This window comes from Corynebacterium sp. ACRPO (assembly GCF_022347205.1).
Classification (GTDB): domain Bacteria; phylum Actinomycetota; class Actinomycetes; order Mycobacteriales; family Mycobacteriaceae; genus Corynebacterium.
In genome coordinates this window covers 33,552-52,176 of the sequence record NZ_JAKRNE010000012.1, presented here as the reverse complement: position 1 = coordinate 52,176, position 18,625 = coordinate 33,552, and the positions used below count along the sequence as shown (strand labels likewise).

The 18,625-nt window shown below is 58.1% G+C and carries 19 protein-coding genes; 14 read left to right on the top strand and 5 right to left on the bottom strand.

Translation table 11 applies throughout. The features are described from left to right. Positions 1–596 precede the first annotated feature (596 nt). The 6 genes from MHY22_RS08725 (at position 597) to MHY22_RS08700 (ending at position 6,378) form a co-directional block, all read left to right on the top strand. Complete coding sequence (locus MHY22_RS08725; RefSeq protein ID WP_239278971.1) at positions 597–1,226, top strand: C40 family peptidase; 630 nt, start codon at positions 597–599, stop codon at positions 1,224–1,226. 112 nt (positions 1,227–1,338) lie between these two features. Continuing rightward, positions 1,339–2,382 carry a C40 family peptidase gene (locus tag MHY22_RS08720; protein WP_239278969.1) on the top strand — a complete coding sequence of 348 codons (1,044 nt, stop codon included), beginning with the start codon at positions 1,339–1,341 and terminating at the stop codon, positions 2,380–2,382. Then, positions 2,383–3,486, top strand: coding sequence for a glycosyltransferase family 4 protein (locus MHY22_RS08715; RefSeq protein WP_225746706.1), 1,104 nt, complete (start codon positions 2,383–2,385; stop codon positions 3,484–3,486). 38 nt (positions 3,487–3,524) lie between these two features. Further along, positions 3,525–4,457, top strand: coding sequence for an ROK family protein (locus MHY22_RS08710; protein ID WP_239278968.1), 933 nt, complete (start codon positions 3,525–3,527; stop codon positions 4,455–4,457). Positions 4,458–4,480: 23 nt separating this feature from the next. Then, entirely contained in the window at positions 4,481–5,221 is a 741-nt protein-coding gene (locus tag MHY22_RS08705) for a 1-acyl-sn-glycerol-3-phosphate acyltransferase (protein WP_225746708.1), read from the top strand. Positions 5,222–5,286: 65 nt separating this feature from the next. Further along, positions 5,287–6,378, top strand: coding sequence for a hypothetical protein (locus MHY22_RS08700; RefSeq protein ID WP_239278967.1), 1,092 nt, complete (start codon positions 5,287–5,289; stop codon positions 6,376–6,378). Here the strand turns inward: MHY22_RS08700 and MHY22_RS08695 are convergent. After that, a complete protein-coding gene (locus MHY22_RS08695) occupies positions 6,284–7,465 on the bottom strand; it encodes a glycosyltransferase 87 family protein (protein WP_239278966.1) in 1,182 nt (393 codons plus the stop codon). The two genes, MHY22_RS08700 and MHY22_RS08695, sit on opposite strands and share 95 nt — an antisense overlap. Before the next feature lie 74 nt (positions 7,466–7,539). Between MHY22_RS08695 and MHY22_RS08690 the strand changes: the two genes are divergently transcribed. After that, positions 7,540–8,049, top strand: coding sequence for a polyadenylate-specific 3'-exoribonuclease AS (locus MHY22_RS08690; RefSeq protein WP_225746711.1), 510 nt, complete (start codon positions 7,540–7,542; stop codon positions 8,047–8,049). 44 nt (positions 8,050–8,093) lie between these two features. Further along, positions 8,094–9,482 carry a class II 3-deoxy-7-phosphoheptulonate synthase gene (locus MHY22_RS08685; protein WP_225746712.1) on the top strand — a complete coding sequence of 463 codons (1,389 nt, stop codon included), beginning with the start codon at positions 8,094–8,096 and terminating at the stop codon, positions 9,480–9,482. Here MHY22_RS08685 and MHY22_RS08680 read toward each other — a convergent pair. Further along, positions 9,479–10,831 carry a protein kinase gene (locus tag MHY22_RS08680; RefSeq protein ID WP_239278965.1) on the bottom strand — a complete coding sequence of 451 codons (1,353 nt, stop codon included), beginning with the start codon at positions 10,829–10,831 and terminating at the stop codon, positions 9,479–9,481. The genes MHY22_RS08685 and MHY22_RS08680 overlap by 4 nt on opposite strands. A gap of 10 nt (positions 10,832–10,841) precedes the next feature. Here MHY22_RS08680 and MHY22_RS08675 point away from each other — a divergent pair, with 10 nt between their 5' ends. After that, on the top strand, positions 10,842–11,246 hold the full coding sequence (locus MHY22_RS08675) for an Rv2175c family DNA-binding protein (protein WP_239278964.1): 405 nt from the start codon (positions 10,842–10,844) through the stop codon (positions 11,244–11,246). Here MHY22_RS08675 and MHY22_RS08670 read toward each other — a convergent pair. Genes MHY22_RS08670 through MHY22_RS08660 form a run of 3 tightly spaced genes read right to left on the bottom strand, consistent with a single transcriptional unit; the run spans position 11,215 to position 14,398 of the window. Further along, positions 11,215–12,705, bottom strand: a complete 1,491-nt coding sequence (locus MHY22_RS08670; RefSeq protein ID WP_239278963.1) for an alpha-(1->6)-mannopyranosyltransferase A — start codon at positions 12,703–12,705, stop codon at positions 11,215–11,217. The genes MHY22_RS08675 and MHY22_RS08670 overlap by 32 nt on opposite strands. An 8-nt stretch (positions 12,706–12,713) precedes the next feature. Next, entirely contained in the window at positions 12,714–13,793 is a 1,080-nt protein-coding gene (locus MHY22_RS08665; RefSeq protein WP_239278979.1) for a polyprenyl synthetase family protein, read from the bottom strand. A 50-nt stretch (positions 13,794–13,843) separates the two neighbouring features. Beyond that, the gene (locus MHY22_RS08660) at positions 13,844–14,398 is read right to left on the bottom strand and encodes a GNAT family N-acetyltransferase (RefSeq protein WP_239278962.1); all 555 of its coding nucleotides are present in this window, start codon (positions 14,396–14,398) and stop codon (positions 13,844–13,846) included. Between the two features lie 227 nt (positions 14,399–14,625). On the opposite strand from MHY22_RS08660, the gene MHY22_RS08655 reads away from it, so the two are divergent. The 5 genes from MHY22_RS08655 (at position 14,626) to MHY22_RS08635 (ending at position 18,440) form a co-directional block, all read left to right on the top strand. Next, complete coding sequence (locus MHY22_RS08655; RefSeq protein ID WP_239278961.1) at positions 14,626–15,057, top strand: SAV_6107 family HEPN domain-containing protein; 432 nt, start codon at positions 14,626–14,628, stop codon at positions 15,055–15,057. Positions 15,058–15,166: 109 nt separating this feature from the next. Continuing rightward, positions 15,167–15,565, top strand: coding sequence for a DUF3040 domain-containing protein (locus MHY22_RS08650; RefSeq protein ID WP_239278959.1), 399 nt, complete (start codon positions 15,167–15,169; stop codon positions 15,563–15,565). A 450-nt stretch (positions 15,566–16,015) separates the two neighbouring features. Next, complete coding sequence (gene mraZ / locus MHY22_RS08645) at positions 16,016–16,450, top strand: division/cell wall cluster transcriptional repressor MraZ (protein WP_005324499.1); 435 nt, start codon at positions 16,016–16,018, stop codon at positions 16,448–16,450. Between the two features lie 158 nt (positions 16,451–16,608). Further along, on the top strand, positions 16,609–17,649 hold the full coding sequence (rsmH, locus tag MHY22_RS08640; protein ID WP_239278958.1) for a 16S rRNA (cytosine(1402)-N(4))-methyltransferase RsmH: 1,041 nt from the start codon (positions 16,609–16,611) through the stop codon (positions 17,647–17,649). Further along, positions 17,646–18,440 carry a hypothetical protein gene (locus MHY22_RS08635; RefSeq protein WP_239278957.1) on the top strand — a complete coding sequence of 265 codons (795 nt, stop codon included), beginning with the start codon at positions 17,646–17,648 and terminating at the stop codon, positions 18,438–18,440. The genes rsmH and MHY22_RS08635 overlap by 4 nt, the downstream gene beginning before the upstream one ends. Positions 18,441–18,625: the final 185 nt, after the last annotated feature.

Sequence of the window (18,625 nt, the reverse complement as noted above, 5' to 3'; positions counted from 1 at the left end):
TTGAGTGCCTTTGGGGCTTCAAGAAGCGGTTTAGCTAAAACGACCGCAAGGAAGGGTGGCAAAGCGGGGCGCCGTCGTGATGAAAGCGAGGCTCTAGACGTGCGTTAAAGGAGTGACATCGTGGGGGAGGAGGGACTGTCAAAATGGCGTAGTGTTGAAAGTCACAAATTAGAAAAGTCTTAATTGTTAAGCTTACTCTTAGTGAGGACACTTCTTGGTCGGATGTCCGGCATCCGCTGTCATTTGTGCTGCTTATGGTCTCGAGGCGGTGGATTCTGGCGGGTGCTAGCATCCATATGGAGGTTAAATCTCGGCAAGGTCAACGGAAGGTAACGAAGCGATAACAAACGTTACTTTGGTGTCGCGAATGGACATTGCTTGTAATGATTTCGTAACCTATTCGAGACATTGAGTTACCGCCCGAAAAGGTGCTCAATCTAAACAGAAGAATTACAGCGCCGCATCTGGCCCTTCCTACTGAGGGGCCGAGTGGAGGAAATCCTAAAGGAACGGATTCCCAACGAACGCTAGTCCCCCAGGGTCAGAGCTTCCTTTATTAGGGAAGTAGGCGCGCAGGAAGATTTGGAGTTTTACTCATGGCACAGCACCGTCGTCAGGGCATTAAGAACACCCGTCGCATCGCATCTACTGCAGCACTGGCTGCAACCGCAGCAGTCGTCGCACCGGGCGTCGCACAGGCAGCAGAGGTCGTCGTACCTAATACCGACTACCGCTTTGAGGTAGCAGGTCTGGAAAACGTCCCGAACATTGACCAGGTGCCGAACATTGACCGCTACGTTCCGTCCCTGGGTCAGGTTTCTAACCAGCAGAACACCAACTACGCAGCAGCTGGCCACAAGCAGGCCGCTCCGGCACAGCAGACCGTTGGCCAGAAGGCACTGGCAGCAGCCCGCTCCGTCATCGGTTCTCCGTACGTATACGGCGCCGCTGGCCCGAACGCTTTCGACTGCTCCGGTCTGACCAGCTGGGCATACGCTCAGGCTGGCAAGGAGATCCCGCGTACCTCTCAGGCACAGGCTGCCGCCGGTACCCCGGTATCCCTGGATCAGCTGCAGCCGGGTGACATCATCGCTTACTACGGTGGCGCTTCCCACGTTGGTATCTACACCGGCCACGGCACCATCATCGACGCCCTTAACTCCGGCGTGCCGGTTCAGGAGCGCGACCTGAACTACATGCCGATTCACTCCGCAGTTCGCTTCTAAGTGGCGGCGGATCTTGCCCTCCCCTTCGCGGGGAGGGCTTTGTCGTGCATCAGGGGGTAAAACCCGCTATAGTTAGTACGATTTTTAAATTTCTTAGTCTAAGGGTCCTTACGTGTCTAAACGAGTACTTCCTGCAGCTGCACTTGCAGCGGCTCTTGCTGTTACGTCGGTTTCTGGGATTTCGCAGGTTGTTGCGCAGGAGGCCGCTCCACAACAGGAGAGTGCCACCGAAAATGTAGACGCCTTGGTGGAGCGCGTAGGAGAAGTTGCGCGCAAAGTTTCTGCCAAGAACGAAGAAGTAAAAGAGCTCGAGGTCAAGCTTGAGGTGAAGCAGGCTGAGGTTGCTGAATCCGAGCAGGCCGCCGCTGAGGCACAAACGCGGGCGGACGATGCGAAGGGGGATGTTTCCACCCAGCAGGACCGTGTCAATGGCATCGCACAGTCGCGCTACCGCGGTGATTCCCGTTCGGCAGTGTCTGGAGCTTTGGCTGCAGAAGATCCTTCCGATGCCGTAGAGCGCATGGGCTACCTCGGCGCGCTTTCCCGCAAGGCCCAGCGCACTCTTGATGCAAAGGCTAATGCCGCTTCCATGGCGGAAGAGCAAAAGCATAAGGCTGCCGATGCCGCCGCGAAGGTGCGCGAGGAAAAGAAGGCGCTGGAAGAGCAGCGCGAGGAGCTTCTCAAGGAAAAGGAGGAGTTGGAAAAGCAGCAAAAGGACATCGAGAAGCAGGTGGACGCTCTCGATGAACAGCAGCGCGAGGCCTGGGAAGGCCAATTCGGCGGATCTGATAAGCCGGATATGGATCTGGGGGAGGTAGCTGATGGTGCTGTCTCGGCTGCCTTGTCGAAGCTGGGCGCCCCATATGGCTGGGGTGCGGCTGGACCCGACCAGTTCGACTGCTCTGGATTGATGTTCTGGGCGTATCAGCAGATTGGTAAGTCCATTCCGCGTACATCGCAGGCTCAGATTGCAGGTGGCACATCGGTACCGTTGGAAGACCTACAGCCGGGCGATATCGTGGGTTATTACCCTGGCGTAACTCACGTCGGCATGTATATCGGTAATGGTCAGGTAGTCCATGCCTCTACCTATGGCGTGCCCGTTCAGGTGGTGCCGTTGAAATCTATGCCGATTACCGGAACGGCGCGGTACTAAGTGGCCCGCGTTCTGCTGGTAACTAATGACTTTCCGCCCAAGATTGGCGGGATTCAGTCTTACCTGCGCGATTTCGTAGCAACCTTAGATCCGCGCGATGTCGTAGTCTTTGCCTCAACCCAGGAATCACCGGCGGAATTCGATGCCGCGGTGGACTACAAGGTCATCCGCTGGCCTCGCCGGGTGATGTTGCCGACGCTTGCCACGGTTCGTCGGATGCAGGAGATCATCCGCACAGAAAATATTGACATCGTCTGGTTTGGTGCAGCCGCGCCCCTTGCTTTGATGGGCAAGGCTGCAAAAGAGGCGGGGGCGACCCGTGTAGTAGCTACGACGCACGGGCACGAAGTGGGGTGGTCAATGGTGCCCGTTGCTCGGCAGTGCCTGCGCCGCATTGGTGACTATGCTGATGTGATTACCTATATCTCCGACTACACCCTGCGTCGGTTGCGTCGACCATTTGGACCGAACCCGTGCTGGGAGCACCTGCCTTCCGGAGTGAGTGTGGAGGGCCTTTCTCCAGCCACGCCGGAGCAACGTGCAGCGGCAAAGGCAGAGTTCGGAGTCAGCGGGCCGACCATCGTCTGCATTTCGCGGTTCGTTCCACGCAAGGGGCAGGATCAGCTTCTACGCGCTATGCCTCTCGTGCGTGAAGAATTTCCGGATGCACAGCTCCTACTTATTGGGCGCGGACGCTACCGCGCGGCTTTAGAACAATTGGCGGAAATCTACTGTCCAGACTCAGTGATTCAGGAAGCGGAAAGCATTGAGACTGCTTTGCACGCAGCGGATGTTTTTGCCATGCCGGCACGCACCCGTGGCGGAGGGCTAGACGTCGAGGGCTTGGGCATCGTCTATTTGGAGGCGCAGGCGTGCGGCTTGCCAGTTGTTGCCGGAGACTCCGGTGGTGCACCAGAGACGGTGACAGGGGAGACGGGGGTCGTCGTCAAGGGCGGATCTGTGCCGGAACTAGCTGGAGCGTTGAAAGCTCTCTTGGCCGACCCGCAGCGTAGGCTTCACATGGGGCAGGCGGGGCGTCGCCATGTAGAAGAGAATTGGACGTGGCGGATAATGGGGCAGCGATTGCGGCAGCTGATGTCTTGATGTGACCCTAACCCGGTTGTCGGTATATTCTGTTATGCATGCTTAAGAAGAACTCCGCCGATCTGACTATCGGCTTCGACGTCGGTGGCACCAACGTGCGCGGCGGAGTGATCACTCGGGAGGGTGAGATCCTCGCGAGCCGCACGGTTCCCACTTCCATGGACGTCGAGCAGCTGGAAGCGGACATTGTGGGCATCGTCGATGAGCTGCGCGCCGACTATGAGGTGGACGCCGTCGGCCTCGCCTTGGCGGGATTTTTGGATCCTACGTGTGAGGTAGTGCGCTTCGCCCCGCACCTTCCCTGGCGGCACGCCAACGTCCGAGAATCGCTTTCGCAGAAGCTCGGTATGCACGTGCGTTTGGAGCATGATGCCAATTCCGCCGCGTGGGGTGAGTGGTGCTTTGGAGCTGGCCGCGGAGCAGAGGATTGGGTTTTCTTTGCGGTAGGAACAGGAATTGGCGCGACGTTGATGACGCATGACACCATCTACCGCGGTGCGTTTGGTACCGCCCCAGAATTTGGGCATATCGTGGTGGTCCCCAATGGTCGGCAGTGCTCCTGCGGCAAGCGAGGCTGCTTGGAACGTTATGCCTCCGGTACCGCGTTGCCGGATACCTGCGCTGATCTGCGTGGAAGCTATGAGACCTCGCTGCCGGCTGATCCCACAGGCAAGGAAATTACCCAGGCGGCGCGGCGCGGAGATCCACTTGCCGTCGCGGTGATGGAAGACTTCAGCCGGTGGCTGGGCCAGGGCCTATCCATTGTCGCTGATGTATTGGATCCGGAACTTATTGTGCTCGGAGGCGGCGTATCTCAAGATGCGGACCTGTACCTCGAGGGCGCTGCCCAAGCCATGGGACAGGATGTTGTCGGGGCAGGGCACCGTCCCCTCGCACGTGTGGCCACCGCAGAATTAGGGTCGGCAGCGGGTATGATTGGCGTAGCCGATTTGGCCCGCAGCGGCCGTTAAAACTGACAAAGGACGACCTGGCGATGAAAAACAAGTGGTACTGGGCTTTTAAGCACATCTTTTTCGGACCTGCTCTGCGAGTATGGAATCGCCCGTGGAGTGAGGGCATCGAGAAAATCCCCGCTGAAGGCCCTGCGATTTTGGTGTCGAATCACCAGGCTGTCATGGATTCCTTCTTCTTTCCTTTGGTATGCCCACGTCAGATCACTTTCCCGGCTAAGTCGGAGTACTTCACCACTCCTGGCCTTGTTGGCAGCCTGCAAAAGTGGTTCTTTACCTCGGTAGGGCAAGTCCCTATCGAGCGCGATAGCGAGGACGCTGGCGACGCCATTGTGGAAACCGCAGAAGGTATTTTGTCCCGCGGCGATCTCTTCGGTATCTATCCGGAAGGAACTCGTTCCCCAGACGGCCGGGTGTACAAGGGTCGCACCGGTATGGGTCGCATCGCGATGGAGACTAATCAGCCAGTATTTCCCATCGCGATGATCAATTCGCGCAAGGCGAATCCCATTGGCTCGTGGATTCCCCGCCCCTTCAAGGTTGGCGTGCGGGTAGGAGACCCCATCTGGCCGCATGAGTGGGCCAAAGAGCGCGGGATGAATCCGGCCGAGCATGAGACTGTCCGCGCTTTCACGGATTTTGTGATGCGCAATTTGGCCGAGCTGAGCGATAAGCCTTATGTTGATGTGTACGCCTCCGATGTGAAGGCTTCGCTCAAGGCCGGCCATGGTTACCCCGCCGGCGCTGAATACAAGGGGAGGTAATCACTATTCCCAAGGCCCGCTTAGCTTGGCCAGATACCGCTAAAGGCGTATCCATTATCGGCGTTGTGCTCTTGCACGTCACGCTGGTGGTTCCGGAAGGTGAGCTAACGTGGTTGGCTGACCTAAACGTGTGGCTGGACCCGCTCCGCCTGCCCTTGTTTTTCCTCGTATCCGGCTATTTCTCTACCAAGATCTTCCGCTATTCATTCAGCGAGCTCTTTACCCGCCGCCTGTGGTTTTTCCTCGTGCCCTATACGGTGTGGATGACCGTTGAGCTGTGGACTAAGCGCATCGAGTACCACTGGGTATTTGGTGATCCCTATCTGCAGCTTACGGATCTGCTCTATAACCTGCTGTTGGGTCATACCATGGCGTGGTTCATTCACGCGCTCATCTTTTTCAACATATTTTTGTGGGCCGTACGCAAGTTGCCCGCGTGGGCAGGCATTGGCCTGAGCTTTGCGCCGCTGCTGTTTATAGCGTGGCAGCATCATTACTACTTTATTGGCAAGGCAATCATGTTCTTGCCCATCTTCGTCGGTGCGGCTTATCTCCGCGGGCCTATTACGCGGTTTGCCGACGCCGCCGAAGCACCCTTTAAAGGCACCTTCCGCAAGGGCTCTCTGTGGGCATATGGTGCGGCAATCATCAGCTACATCGCGGGACTTACCATTCGGCAAACCTGGAATGCCGTCGAAGGCGAGGTAGCGGTGCAGTGGCCACTTCCAGGCGGGGACATTCTTGGCCGAGGCGATCTAGACCTGTTGATCCGCTTTGCGGAGCAGACGCTTGAAACCCCAGCGGGCATCGTTGGTGCTGTACTTATTAGCCATGTTCCGGCTCTGTCCACTTTTGTAAAGTTCGTGGGCCGGCATACCCTGCCCATTTACTTGGCCCACCCAATCGGCATGACGCTGGGGTACGGCTTCTTCATGGCCCACCGCGACTATGTGGTGAGCCTTGCTGGCCAGTGGCCGATGGAAAATACCTGGTTCTGGATCGGAATGTGCTTCTTCTACTCCGCTGCGGCATCGGTAGCGCTCTGGGCCCTGGGAAAGGTTCCTATCCTTGGCTGGACGCTGGTTCCGCCGCGGATTGATAAGCGCCGACCCGTCGTAGAGCCAATGGTAGCGAGCAAAGAACCAGCAGAGCGGTAACGATGGCGTAGTCATTGCCCACGATGTGCTGCCACCATGCCCAGTCCAGCTCTTGGTCATTGGCATGGGGGACAAGCCAATGACCGCGGGCCAAAAGCGCCAGCCATGTCAGCGCAGCGAGTGCCCAGTGGTGCTGCGCCACTAGCAGCACGCCTGCCAATACCAGCCAGGTGAAGTGATGCGACCATGACACTGGCGAGCACAGGAGCGATACGGAAGCGGACAGCAGCATGAGTACCGCCTGGTTCTCGTGGGAGAGGCGCTCCATGGCAAACCATACGATGGCAACGACGAGGACAACGGTTACGAGCCACAGTTTTTCAGCGTGTTCAGGGGCTAGGCGGCTAAAGACACCGCGCAGAGATTGGTTGGAGCTATAGGCAAGTCCACCGATGCGGTTGGAATCGCGCAGCGTTTCGCTCCAGTACTGGATGGAGCTATGTGGATTGCAGGCGAAGGCGATGAGCCCAGCTGCCAAAAAGGAACCGAGAGCGGCGAAAAATGCGCGCCATTCGCGGCGGACGAAAAATACGGCGAGGAATACCGCGGGGGTGAGCTTGATCGCCATAGCGATACCAGTAAGCACGCCCCTGCCGCGTCCGGGGCGCAGCCAGAGAATATCGACCACAACGAGTGCGGTGAGCAGGATGTTGACCTGCCCGAAGCTAAAGGTCTCCGTAATCGGCTCAGTAAGCATCGCCGCTAGAAGCGCCCAGCCTGCCCAGCCCGGGCAGCCAAGAGAGCGCAGTACCAGGGCAACACAGACCCACAGGGCAAGAAAAGAGGCGACAGATACGAGGATGCTCGCGGCGGTGAGGGGAATCCAGCTCAGCGGGGCAAAAAGCAGCGCCGCAAAGGGTGGATAGGTGAAGGGAAGAGAGACATCGCGATTGCTGCCAACGAGGTAGTCCTTGGCGTAGAGGTCGCTGCCAAAGCCGGCCCCGCCTTCGCGGTAAACGTCCAGGTCAATGTGGTAATAGGTGGAGAAATCCCCGGAGAAAAGCTCCGGAATATCGATGAGCCACCAAAGAGCAACGAGGGCAGAGAGGCACAAGGGCAGAGCAGTAAACCACAAAGATTTCTTCACGCCAGAAGTGTACAACCGTCTCTTTAAGGGGCCAATTTATCGCCGCAGACTAGGCGGCGCTAGGCTTGGGAGACGTGCGCTACTTCTATGACACCGAATTTATCGAAGATGGACAAACCATTGAATTGGTCTCCATCGGCATCGTCGGTGAGAATGGCAGCGAGTACTACGCCGTGTCTACAGATTTCGATCCGTCCAAGGCCAATTCTTGGGTCAAAGACAATGTATTGGCCAAGCTGCCTAGCCCGCGGGACCCAGTATGGAAACCTCTGGCGACCATTCGCACGGAGGTCTTCGAGTTTCTTACCCAGAGCTCAACCCCGGTAGAGCTGTGGGCGTGGGTGGGCGCTTATGATCATGTGGTTTTGGCGCAGCTGTGGGGCGATATGGCTGGACTGCCTAAACGCATGCCCCGCTATACCCGCGAGCTGAAGCAGTACTGGGAGTTTGCGGGGCGTCCCAGCCTGCCGGCTGTCCCTAAGGGCAATCACGATGCGCTTGTCGACGCCCGCCATAACCTCGCCAAGTTCCGTGCCTGCGCCCAAGTTCTTCCGCTCTCTAAAGGCAATAGAATTAATATCTAGAATTTAACTAACGCGCGATAGGCGCTTGATGGTTAAATAGCAGTGTGAGTTGGACAGTAGATATTCCGCAAGGCGTTCTCCCAGACCTCCCGCCATTGCCCGCCGGCATCGAAGAGGTTTTCCAGGACGTCATCAAGCGTGACGCAAAGCAGCAGCCCAGCTGGGATACTTCCCAGGCCGATAACGTGCGCAAGATTCTCGAGTCCGTGCCGCCCATCGTGGTTGCGCCCGAGATCGAGGCGCTCAAGAAGAAGCTGGCAGACGTTGCCTTGGGTAACGCATTTTTGCTGCAGGGTGGCGATTGCGCGGAAACCTTTGAGTCCAATACTGAGCCGCATATCCGTGGCAATGTGAAAACGCTGCTGCAGATGGCCGTGGTGTTGACCTACGGCGCATCCGTGCCCGTGGTTAAACTCGGACGCATCGCCGGCCAGTACGCCAAGCCACGTTCTTCCGATACGGACTCCAATGGTTTGTTGAATTACCGCGGTGACATTGTCAATGGCGTGGAGCCGACCGATGAGGCTCGTCGCCACGACCCGGCCCGAATGATCCGCGCTTACGCGAACTCTTCGGCGGCAATGAACCTCGTGCGTTCTTTGACCTCTTCCGGCACTGCGGATCTTTACCGCCTGCATGAGTGGAACCGCGAGTTCGTGCGCAAGTCCCGCGCTGGTGCCCGCTACCAGGACTTGGCCCGGGAGATTGAAAACGGCTTGAACTTCATGAATGCCTGCGGCGTGCACGATGACACTCTGCGCTCGGCCGATATCTACTGCTCGCACGAGGCTTTGCTGAAGGACTATGAGCGCTCCATGCTGCGCTTGGGCCAGGACAATAACGGCGATACCAAGCTCTACGATCTCTCCGCACACCAGGTGTGGATCGGTGAGCGCACTCGTGGCATCGAAGATTTCCACGTGAACTTTGCGGCGATGATTGGTAACCCAGTGGGCATCAAGCTGGGGCCGGGCGTCACCCCGGAGCAGGCCGTGGAGTATGCGGAAAGGCTGGACCCGAATCGCGAGCCGGGGCGCCTGACCATGATCTCGCGCATGGGCCACGATAAGGTGCGCACGGTTCTGCCTGCCATTGTCAAGGCGGTGGAAGACTCCGGTCACAAGGTGGTATGGCAGTCCGATCCGATGCACGGCAATACCTTCACCGCTTCTAATGGCTACAAGACTCGCCACTTTGACAAGATCGTGGATGAGGTCCAAGGCTTCTTTGAGGTTCACCGCGAACTGGGCACCCACCCGGGTGGCGTACACCTTGAGTTCACCGGTGAAGACGTCACCGAGTGCTTGGGCGGCGCCGAGGACATTACCGACGTGGATCTGCCGGGCCGCTACGAGTCGGCCGTGGATCCGCGCCTTAATACGCAGCAGTCGCTCGAGCTCTCCTTCCTTATCGCGGAGATGCTACGTAACTAAATCCACAGGTGCGGCGTCGTGCCGTAGAGCGAGGAGCCGAACCACCACCCGCCGATAGCCACTGCGCCCACCGCAATCGCGACCACTACTAAGTACAGCACTAGTGACAGCGGATTGCGGTTGGTCAGCGGACGCTCGGCGGGTTCTTCATGCGCGCTCTGGACCGGCTGCTCGGGGGCAGGAGCAGGTACCGGTGCAGGCGCAGAGGCAGCTGCCGGCGCAAATGGTTTGAGTGGGGGCTCGGACGCGGAATACGGCTGTGCCTGGGGGCGTGACAATGATTGCGGCTCCGGTTCTGGAGCGGCCCCGGCCTGCGGCAAATCCAGTTTCGTCTCAAAGCTAAGGCGCTGCGGTGGGATGACTTCAGTCGGGCCACCGTCGAGATGCTCCGTTTCACCCTGTGGAATGCTGCGGGTGGGTTCGAAAATTTCCGTGGCTCCAGTGCCAGAAAAATCCGTGGGTGCTTGTGCCGTGCGCGCCGCGGCAGCGTTCCTTGGCACGGGGATGGTCACGTCCGGAAGATCGAGCTCTCGGCAAACATCATCGAGCGCCTCGAGGAATTCTCCGGCGTCGGCGAAGCGCTCGCGAGGGTCGCGGGCAGTGGCGGTGGCCACGAGGGCGTCGACAAGCTTGGGCACCCCAGAAATCCGCGAGGACGGCGCGGGGACGTCGGAATCCAAACGGGCCGTGGCATGCGCTAGGGGAGTATCCCCCGAGAATGGAACGGTGCCGGTAAGAAGCTCGAAGAGGACAATGCCGGCTGAATACACGTCCGAGGCCGGTGTAATTTCTTCGCCTGTGACCTGCTCCGGCGCGAGATAGGACACGGTGCCCACAATCATGTCCGAGGTAGCCTCGGCATTGGTGGCACGCACCAGCCCAAAATCGCCCACCTTTACCCGGTGGTGGGAGGTAATAAGCACATTATCGGGCTTGATGTCGCGGTGGATGAGCCCGGTTGAATGCACCTCTTCCAAGCCGCGCAGAACATTGCGCAGGGTAGAGGCGGCCGCCTGCACTGGAAAGGGGCCACCCTCAGCCAATAGCTCGCGCAGCGTACCGCCATCGATGAGCTCCATGATGAGATAAATGGGCTCGCCGTCAGCGGAAAAATCGTGAATAGCTACGAGATTGGGATGCTGCAGGCGGGCCATGGCGCGAGCCTCGCGAGAAAAACGCTTGATAAAGACCGGGTCATCGGAATAGCGCTCGTCCATGACCTTGGCCGCGACCGCTCGCCCCAGCCGCATGTCCACGCAGCGATAGACGGTAGACATGCCACCGCGGGCAATGGGGCGATCGATCCGGTAACGGTTCTCCAGAACGTCACCAATTTCCAACCTAGTCATGCTTCCCAGTATGGCTGATCATCTAGCCCGCGTTAAAGTAGAAGACGTGACTAACCAAGAAAAATCCCTCGATTCCTTGCTCGCAAACGAAGAACTGCTCAGCATGCAGCAGGTGGCAGAAAAGCTAGACCTGCCCATCACCCGCGCTTATGACCTGCTGCAGGACCGAAAGTTCATTGTCTGGGATTCCCCAGAAGGAAAGCGCGTACCGCTAGCTTTCTTTAATGACAAGGGCGTCATTGCCAAGCATGTAACCGCCGCAATTACCGTGTTGACGGACGGCGGCTATAAGGACAACGAAATCTTCAAGCATCTCTTTACCGAGGATGACTCGTTGCCGGGCCGCCCGATCGATGCTTTGCACGGTCATCTTGCCCGCGAGGTTATTCGGCGCGCGCAGGCTGCTGCTTTTTAGGCACGCCTTCAAAGATCCACTGGGTGGCAAACCATGCCACCACAATCATGCCGATGACCCAGAACCAGTTGTAGAGCTGGTGATTGCCATCGCCGGAGAAAGAGACGCCAATAAACAGGGCCACCCCGGTGGTGAATTTGATGAGCCAGAGCGGCGGCCGGAAAGTGCCCATCAGGGTAAAGATAGAGGCGTAGTACCACGGCAGGGTCACGGCATTGAAAACAAAGGCAACTTGGTATGCGGCCGCGGTGCCCATAACAGCGTCGCGGTTGTCCTTGCGGCAAAGCCACCACACCGTCACCAGCCCAATGAGCATGCAGGCCATGGCGATGCTGCGCAGTACGGCCAATATGGCGTTATAGGAGGCATCCGGCATAAATATTTGGACCGCTGGGAAGATAATATCGGTGGCCAAGGTGGGACCTGCCAGCGGGTTAATCACCTTGGAATTGCCGCTTACCTGCGATAGCCAGCCCCACGACGTGCCGGAAACCCACGTGATGAGGGCCACTGCGGCGATGATTTCTGCCACTGCGGCGATGCCAGATAGCACAAAGACAGCAAGTTGTCGCCACTTACTGGAGCCCTTGGGAGCGTAGTGGTGGAGCATCATCCATACGATAAACGGTGCCGCAATAACCGCAGTTGCCTTCATAGCCACGGCCGTGCCCACGAGGATGAGGGCGGCGTGGAAGCGCTGATGCAATGCCGCTAGCAGGCCGATAGACACGAGCCCCACCATGAGTGATTCATTATGCATGCCGCCGATAAGGTGCAAGATAATAACTGGATTAGCTACACCAAGCCACAGTGCTACCGCAGGATCCGCGCCGAGTTTGCGGGCGATGCGGGGGATTGACCAGGCGATGGTAACAAACCCGAGCAGAGAAAAAACCTTATAGATCACCACGCCTGCAGTGACGTTATCGCCTACCAGGCTGGTGACCAGTTCTCCTATCCACAGGTGAAGGGGACCATAAGGCGTGGTGGTATTGCGCCAATCTTGAGATACCTCAAGGAGGAAGGGTCCGGGGTTAACGGCGGCACCTTCGGTATACGGGTCGAAGCCATCGCGAACCATAGCACCTTGCATGAGGTAGGAATACACATCGCGTGAGGCCAATGGCCCGGCTAATAAAAGGGGAGCTACCCAGGCGATGAGGATGCGCTGGATGTCGCGCAAGCCGCCCTCAGGCAGAGGATTTTTGAGCTGCGGGCGAATGATGGTGCGCCCAGCTAGCACCCACGCTGCGGCTAAGAGGAAAATACCCACCCAGTACAGCGCGAGGCCGAGATTGCGCCCGTGCCCATAGGACAAGAAGCCAATATTTAATGCTTCGAGGAGTCCTCCACGGTTGCGGGTGGCACCGCCAGAGAAGGACGCGAGCAGTAAAATGCAGGAGGCAGATAGCCCTAGCGGCAGCGCGCGCGGAATGGGAAAAGAGTACGTCTTTGCCACGGCACAACCTACTTGCGGCGAGCAGTAGCCTTGATAGCCAACTGCTCTAGGGTTTCGGTGACCGCGGGATCTACCTGTGCGGAGTGCAGGTGTTGCAGTCCCGATTGTGTTAGGGAATCGATGCGGCGCTCAATTTCTTCTGGTGCGCCCGAATCAGCGATGATCTGGGCCAAGCGCGATAGCTCCTGGGGATCTGAGGTGCGGCCAATGAGCTTGCGCAAGGTAGCAGCAGCTTGTGGATCAGACTCATCCGCGCGCTGGAGCGCTAGCGCTAGAAGTTCGGTTCGCTTGCCTTCGCGCAGGTCATCACCGGCAGGTTTGCCGGTCACCGCGGGATCGCCAAAAACACCCAGCTGATCGTCACGCAACTGGTAGGCAATGCCAATATCGTGCCCATAGCCGCGGAAGGCAGCGATAAGTTCCTCGCTTGCCCCGGCGATAGCGGCGCCCAAGTGCAGCGGGCGTTCAATGGTATAAGCGGCCGTCTTATAACGGTTGACCGAATTGGCAAGCTCTACCGATTCGGAACCTGCCGCCTCCAAAGAGATATCCAAGAGCTGCCCGCCGATAACCTCAGTGCGCATGCCGCGCCAGGGGCCGCGAGCACGGTGCAAAGCGGCCGCACTCAGGCCGGAATCTTGGAACATGTCCTCTGCATACACCAGTGCTAAATCGCCTACCAAGATTGCCACGGAGGTGCCGAAGAACTCTGGATCCCCTAGGTACTCCGATTCGCGGTGCAGCTTTTCGACGCCCCGGTGCACCGTAGGATTGCCGCGACGGGTATTGGAAGCATCGATAATGTCATCGTGGATAAGGGCGCAGGCCTGGATAAATTCCAAAGAGGCGGCCGCGCGGAGCATGGCCGCGGGATCTTCTTCTCCTCGACCTGCGGCCAGGTAACCCGCCCAGGCATAGGTAGGTCGTACTCGCTTGCCACCGTCAAGCACGAAGGATTCCAAAAAGCTCACGGCCTTGGTCACAGGGGCGCCGATTTCGGCCACCTGCTCTCGGCGTTGATCGAGAAAGGTGGCGAGTTCCTCGCGCACCGCACCGGGGATGTCCGCAAGCTCAGGAATATTCTGCATAGTCACACCCCACACGATACCGGCTAGGCTGCGCAAGAAATAACAGAGGTTTACAGCGGCAGGCTTGCGCCCAATATGGCAAAGGGGCGAGCATCGGCGGGGTAGAGATGATCACGGAGGACATCGAAGAAGCCGACGGCTCTATAAAGACGGAAGGCACCGTTATCCTCGTTCGGCACCTCGGGTGTGGACAACAGCGCATAGCGCGCCGGGGCATTCCACAGCAATCCTTCCAAAAGCTTTCTGCCTAGGCCGTGCCCCTGGTACTGCGGCAAGACGTGGATCTCAGCCAGCTCAAAGTAGTTGCGCACAATGTCCCACTGCTCTTCGGTGGGCCCGCCTTGTAGGCGGAGCCCGCGGCGAAGTTCAGCGTCCCACCAGCTATCTGGGGAGCCTAAGAACCCATAGGCCACGCCGACGATGCCATTTTCATGGGTGACAATCTGCGCGCCGAATCCGGGGCGGGTCACGTCATTTCGCCAGCTTGAAATGCGGCTATGCAAGATTGCGGGATTGTAGTGCATTGCCTCGATGTAAATCTCAACCAACTGTGGGGCTAGCAGGGAGAATTCCGGCGGGGTTAGGCGGCGAATTTCAAAGCTCACTCTTCCTATGACACCAGAAGTCTGTGGCGGAGGGAAAGCAGGGCTCGCTATGTTCTTCGAAATTCACAAAATTGAATCGAACAAGAAGGCTGGAAAAAGCGTGTGGCCAGCTATTAACGTTGCTTAAATCGAACAGGTGAACTATGCTCGGGGGTGAAATGTCTAGCGGCTTGCTTAGGGTCAGGGGCAGTTCAACGACGTTATTTATTTAGTTAAGGACAGAGGCAATGGCACAGATTATTTCGGCAACGCGTACCCATTCTCTTGGGCGAGAAGGTGGTAAGCGGGCACGGTTCCTCTTTCAGGCACGAGAATTATTAGACGCCGCGCGAGGTTATGCGGCTGAGGGGCGATTCGATCAAGCCTTAGAGGTGGCGTACCAATCGGCTCTCCGTACTGCTGGCGCACGTGTAGCTGCATCTGTAGTGGCTCGGCGCCGCCGCCTTCCCTCCAGTGCATGGGATCGGTTAGCGCTCGTCGGTGTGGAAGGCAAACGGTGGGCTGAATCCTTTAAGGGATATTCGCGGACTCGTGCGCGCGTGTCTTCGGGGCTGGATGAAGCGCCGAGCGAGGAATATGTTTATGGTCTCATGCAGCATGCCGCACAATTTTTGGATGAAAGTGAGACAGGGACTACTTTCGGCGCTTTTGCTGCGTAGTCACTCCGTGGGGGCGCTCACTACCTTTTGGGGAACATACTGATTATTCTGGGCGTTAGTATAGGTAGAACCATTACCGCCCGAAGCTCAATCCCTAGTTGGAGGAACAGTGTCCCTTTCTGAGCAGGAGCAGCGTACGCTCCGTGAAATTGAGGAATCGTTACTTGCTGACGATCCTAAGTTTGGCGCTTCCGTTTCTGAGCCTACGTCGTTCGGCGGATCCGGCGGTGCGGTAACCCTCCGAGGTGTAGCGCTCGTTGTCGTTGGCCTTTGCATGCTTGTCGGCGGTGTTGCTCTCGCGCAGCAAAGCCTGTGGTTTATCGTGCTTTCTATCGCGGGCTTTTTGGTGATGTTTGCCGCAGGTGTGTGGATGCTGCGCGGAGATGGATCTGGGCATTCCGCCCAGGGCCATTATTCCAGCGCTCGTGCAAAGAAATCCGCGTCCCGCAGTGGTGGAGTCAGTGGCAAGTTGGAGGAAAACTTCCGTCGCCGCTTTGAGGAGCGTTAGCGCTTTTTAATTTAGTTCGCCCCGGTTGACCCAGTGAGGGTCAACCGGGGCACTTTTGTATCTCGCCAAAATTCCCCACTTTGCCCCACGGATGAGGCGCTGGGTGGGCAATCGTGGGGTAGTTGCCCCATGGGCTTAGGTAAAAGTCCTCGATAACACAGCATATGGGGTCGGTGGGTGGAGTGGGGCGCATTATATTGGTGTTACGGGTGGGGTGAGTGGGGTGATTGTAGTGAGCTGTCAAGGCCTTTCGCGGGATTTCTTCCCACTGGAAAAACCATTATCTAGCTGCACGTAATCGAGAGCTATCTGAGGGACACGCCGCTTTAAGTGGGTTAGGTGGGGGAAAGTGGGGTAGAGTGGGGCGCAGCGGAGGAAAGAGGGGCTTAAGGGCCTCGATTCTGAAGTAAGAGAATCCGGAGTTTTCGAGTAAGGAAGGTGGACGCCGGGATGTTTCTCGGAACCTACACTCCGAAGCTCGATGACAAGGGACGTCTTACGCTTCCGGCAAAGTTTCGCGATGAACTCGCGGGTGGCCTCATGGTCACCAAGGGGCAGGACCACTCGCTGGCCGTGTACCCGCGGGAGGAATTTGCGGCACGCGCGCGGAAGGCTGCGGCAGTTTCTCGAACCAACCCAGAAGCACGTGCTTTCATCCGTAACTTGGCAGCAAGTGCGGACGAACAGCGGCCGGACGGGCATGGGCGCATTACGTTGTCCGCGGGGCATCGGGAATATGCGAACTTGTCTAAGGAGTGCGTTGTGGTTGGCTCTGTGGACTTTCTCGAAATTTGGGACGCAGCCGCGTGGGCTGAGTACCAGTCGCAAACTGAAGATGCTTATTCGGCAGCAGATGCCGATGACGTACTGGCGGGCTTGCTCTAAGCCTGCACAAGAGTGCGTGTAAGGACTCTGTCCGAGGCGGATGATTCTGGTGTACTTCCCCGATATCAGAAACCTGCCTCGGACAGGGCCCTATACGCACTCGCATGCTTTCCACCACTGGAAGTCAGGAAATTTGAGAAAGGGGGTTGCGGGGAGACATGGCTACCAAAGACCTAAATTATGACGTGTCGGATAACCACGGCCACGTGCCAGTCATGCGCGAGCGCATGTCCGATCTCCTGCGCCCCCAGGTAGAAGCGGCGGGGGATAAGGCAGTGCTTGTCGACGCCACCTTGGGTGCCGGCGGCCATACCCGCTACTTCCTGGAATCTTTCCCCAAAGCTCGAGTCATTGGCGTTGACCGCGATAAGCAGGCGTTGCGCAATGCATCCGAACGTCTTGCGCCCTACGGCGATCGCTTCGTCGGCGTTAATGCACGATTCGATGAGCTGGGCAGCGCCATCGCGGAAGGGGAGGGCGATATCTTTGATTCGGCCCGCACCGTAGGCATTGCCGGCGCGCTCTTTGACCTTGGTGTTTCCTCGATGCAGCTAGACCAAGCTGACCGCGGATTCGCTTATAAAGCGGATGCGCCGCTAGATATGCGCATGGATCCTTCGCAGGGGATCACTGCGGCGGATGTACTCAATACCTATTCGCACGGTGACTTGGCTCGCGTCCTCAAAACCTACGGTGATGAGCGTTTCGCGGGAAAAATTGCCTCCGCCGTGTTGAAAGAGCGCGACAAGGAGCCTTTCGAGAACTCCGCGCGGCTCGTTGAGCTGCTATATGATGTCATTCCCGCTGCGACCCGCCGTACCGGAGGGCACCCCGCCAAGCGCACCTTCCAGGCGCTGCGGGTTGAGGTCAATCGCGAGTTGGAGGCTATCGAAAATGTCCTGCCGGTCATAACCCAGGCACTTTCGGAAGGCGGCCGTGCCGTATTCATGAGCTACCAATCTTTGGAAGACCGCATCGTTAAAGCAGCCTTCAAAGAACTGACCACTTCCAAGACGCCGGCTGGATTGCCGATGGATCTGCCGGGCACCGCGCCGAAGTTCAAGATCGTTACGCGCGGGGCGGAAAACGCCTCTGAAGAGGAAGTTACGGAAAATTCGCGAGCCGCGTCGGTGCGTGTTCGTGCCATCGAAAGGCTCGAGGGAATGCCAGAATTTCTACCGCCGGGAGGCAGGCAATGAGCACCATCCCACGCCGCAACCACCTAAAGACTGACAGCCGCGACAGAGAGGCCACTCGCACCATGGGCGCCAGCCGAGACTTCACCACCGGAATCGATACCGGAGCCCCGACGGCGCTGCGCGAGCGTCCCAGCACCAAGCGTGCTCCGAGCCGCACTCGCGTGCCGCACCGCAGCACGAAGCGCCTAGGTTCGAAGCAAGTAGTGAGCTTCCGCGGACGCCAGCTGCAGCCGCAAACGAAGAAGAACGGGCTCCTTACCCGGTTGGGCGTCATTTCCCTCACCCTGCTTATCGTCGGTGTGGCCTTGGCCATGTGGCTGTCTGGTCTGTCTACCAAGCAAACCTTTGCCATCCAGCAGCTCACCGTGCAGGAATCCCAACTGGATAACCAGATTGAGACCCTCAACCGCGATGCGGAGAATCTCAGCTCCTCGGCTGATATTGCGCGCCGCGCGGACGAAATGGGAATGGCCATTCCTAAGCAGCCGGGTATTGCGGAAGTTGGCGGCGATGGAAAGATCGTCGACAAGCGCGAAGGCACCCCGGATACCGAAAAGCTCATTGATGTCAACGGTGAACCAATCCGCCCGGGCCAGGCTTCCAGCGACCCAAAGGATACGGAGGGGATGTCGGATTCCCTCAATGCCGTGCCGCAGGGGCAGCAGCGCACCAGCAACGGTGGCGATGCCGACCGTAATTCGGATCGTGAGTCCGGCGAAGCTAATGCCGCCCAGAACAATGCGCGACCCAACCTTCCGGCCCGTGCGCCGTATGCCAGCCGCGCCGAGTAGCTAGGAAAGAATAATCGGTGAAAAAGATGATGCTCGCGCGTGGTGGCGCGGGCATTCTCACTTTTGTAGGGCACAATCAATACACGCAAGAAATTGTGGCGGAAATAGGGAAGGTGACACTGGACTGTGACTACGCCAAGTAAGGCTAGGCGCCGCCCGCGCCGCTCTGCCAGCTCCGCGGTGCC

What these genes read in the sequence shown, in the direction of transcription:
- MHY22_RS08665 (WP_239278979.1), bottom strand. Translation starts at nt 13,793, where the DNA reads ATGCAGAATATTCCTGAGCTTGCGGACATCCCCGGTGCGGTGCGCGAG.
- MHY22_RS08705 (WP_225746708.1), top strand. Translation starts at nt 4,481, where the DNA reads ATGAAAAACAAGTGGTACTGGGCTTTTAAGCACATCTTTTTCGGACCT.
- MHY22_RS08635 (WP_239278957.1), top strand. Translation starts at nt 17,646, where the DNA reads ATGAGCACCATCCCACGCCGCAACCACCTAAAGACTGACAGCCGCGAC.
- MHY22_RS08710 (WP_239278968.1), top strand. Translation starts at nt 3,525, where the DNA reads ATGCTTAAGAAGAACTCCGCCGATCTGACTATCGGCTTCGACGTCGGT.
- MHY22_RS08680 (WP_239278965.1), bottom strand. Translation starts at nt 10,831, where the DNA reads ATGACTAGGTTGGAAATTGGTGACGTTCTGGAGAACCGTTACCGGATC.
- mraZ (WP_005324499.1), top strand. Translation starts at nt 16,016, where the DNA reads ATGTTTCTCGGAACCTACACTCCGAAGCTCGATGACAAGGGACGTCTT.
- MHY22_RS08675 (WP_239278964.1), top strand. Translation starts at nt 10,842, where the DNA reads ATGGCTGATCATCTAGCCCGCGTTAAAGTAGAAGACGTGACTAACCAA.
- MHY22_RS08725 (WP_239278971.1), top strand. Translation starts at nt 597, where the DNA reads ATGGCACAGCACCGTCGTCAGGGCATTAAGAACACCCGTCGCATCGCA.
- rsmH (WP_239278958.1), top strand. Translation starts at nt 16,609, where the DNA reads ATGGCTACCAAAGACCTAAATTATGACGTGTCGGATAACCACGGCCAC.
- MHY22_RS08655 (WP_239278961.1), top strand. Translation starts at nt 14,626, where the DNA reads ATGGCACAGATTATTTCGGCAACGCGTACCCATTCTCTTGGGCGAGAA.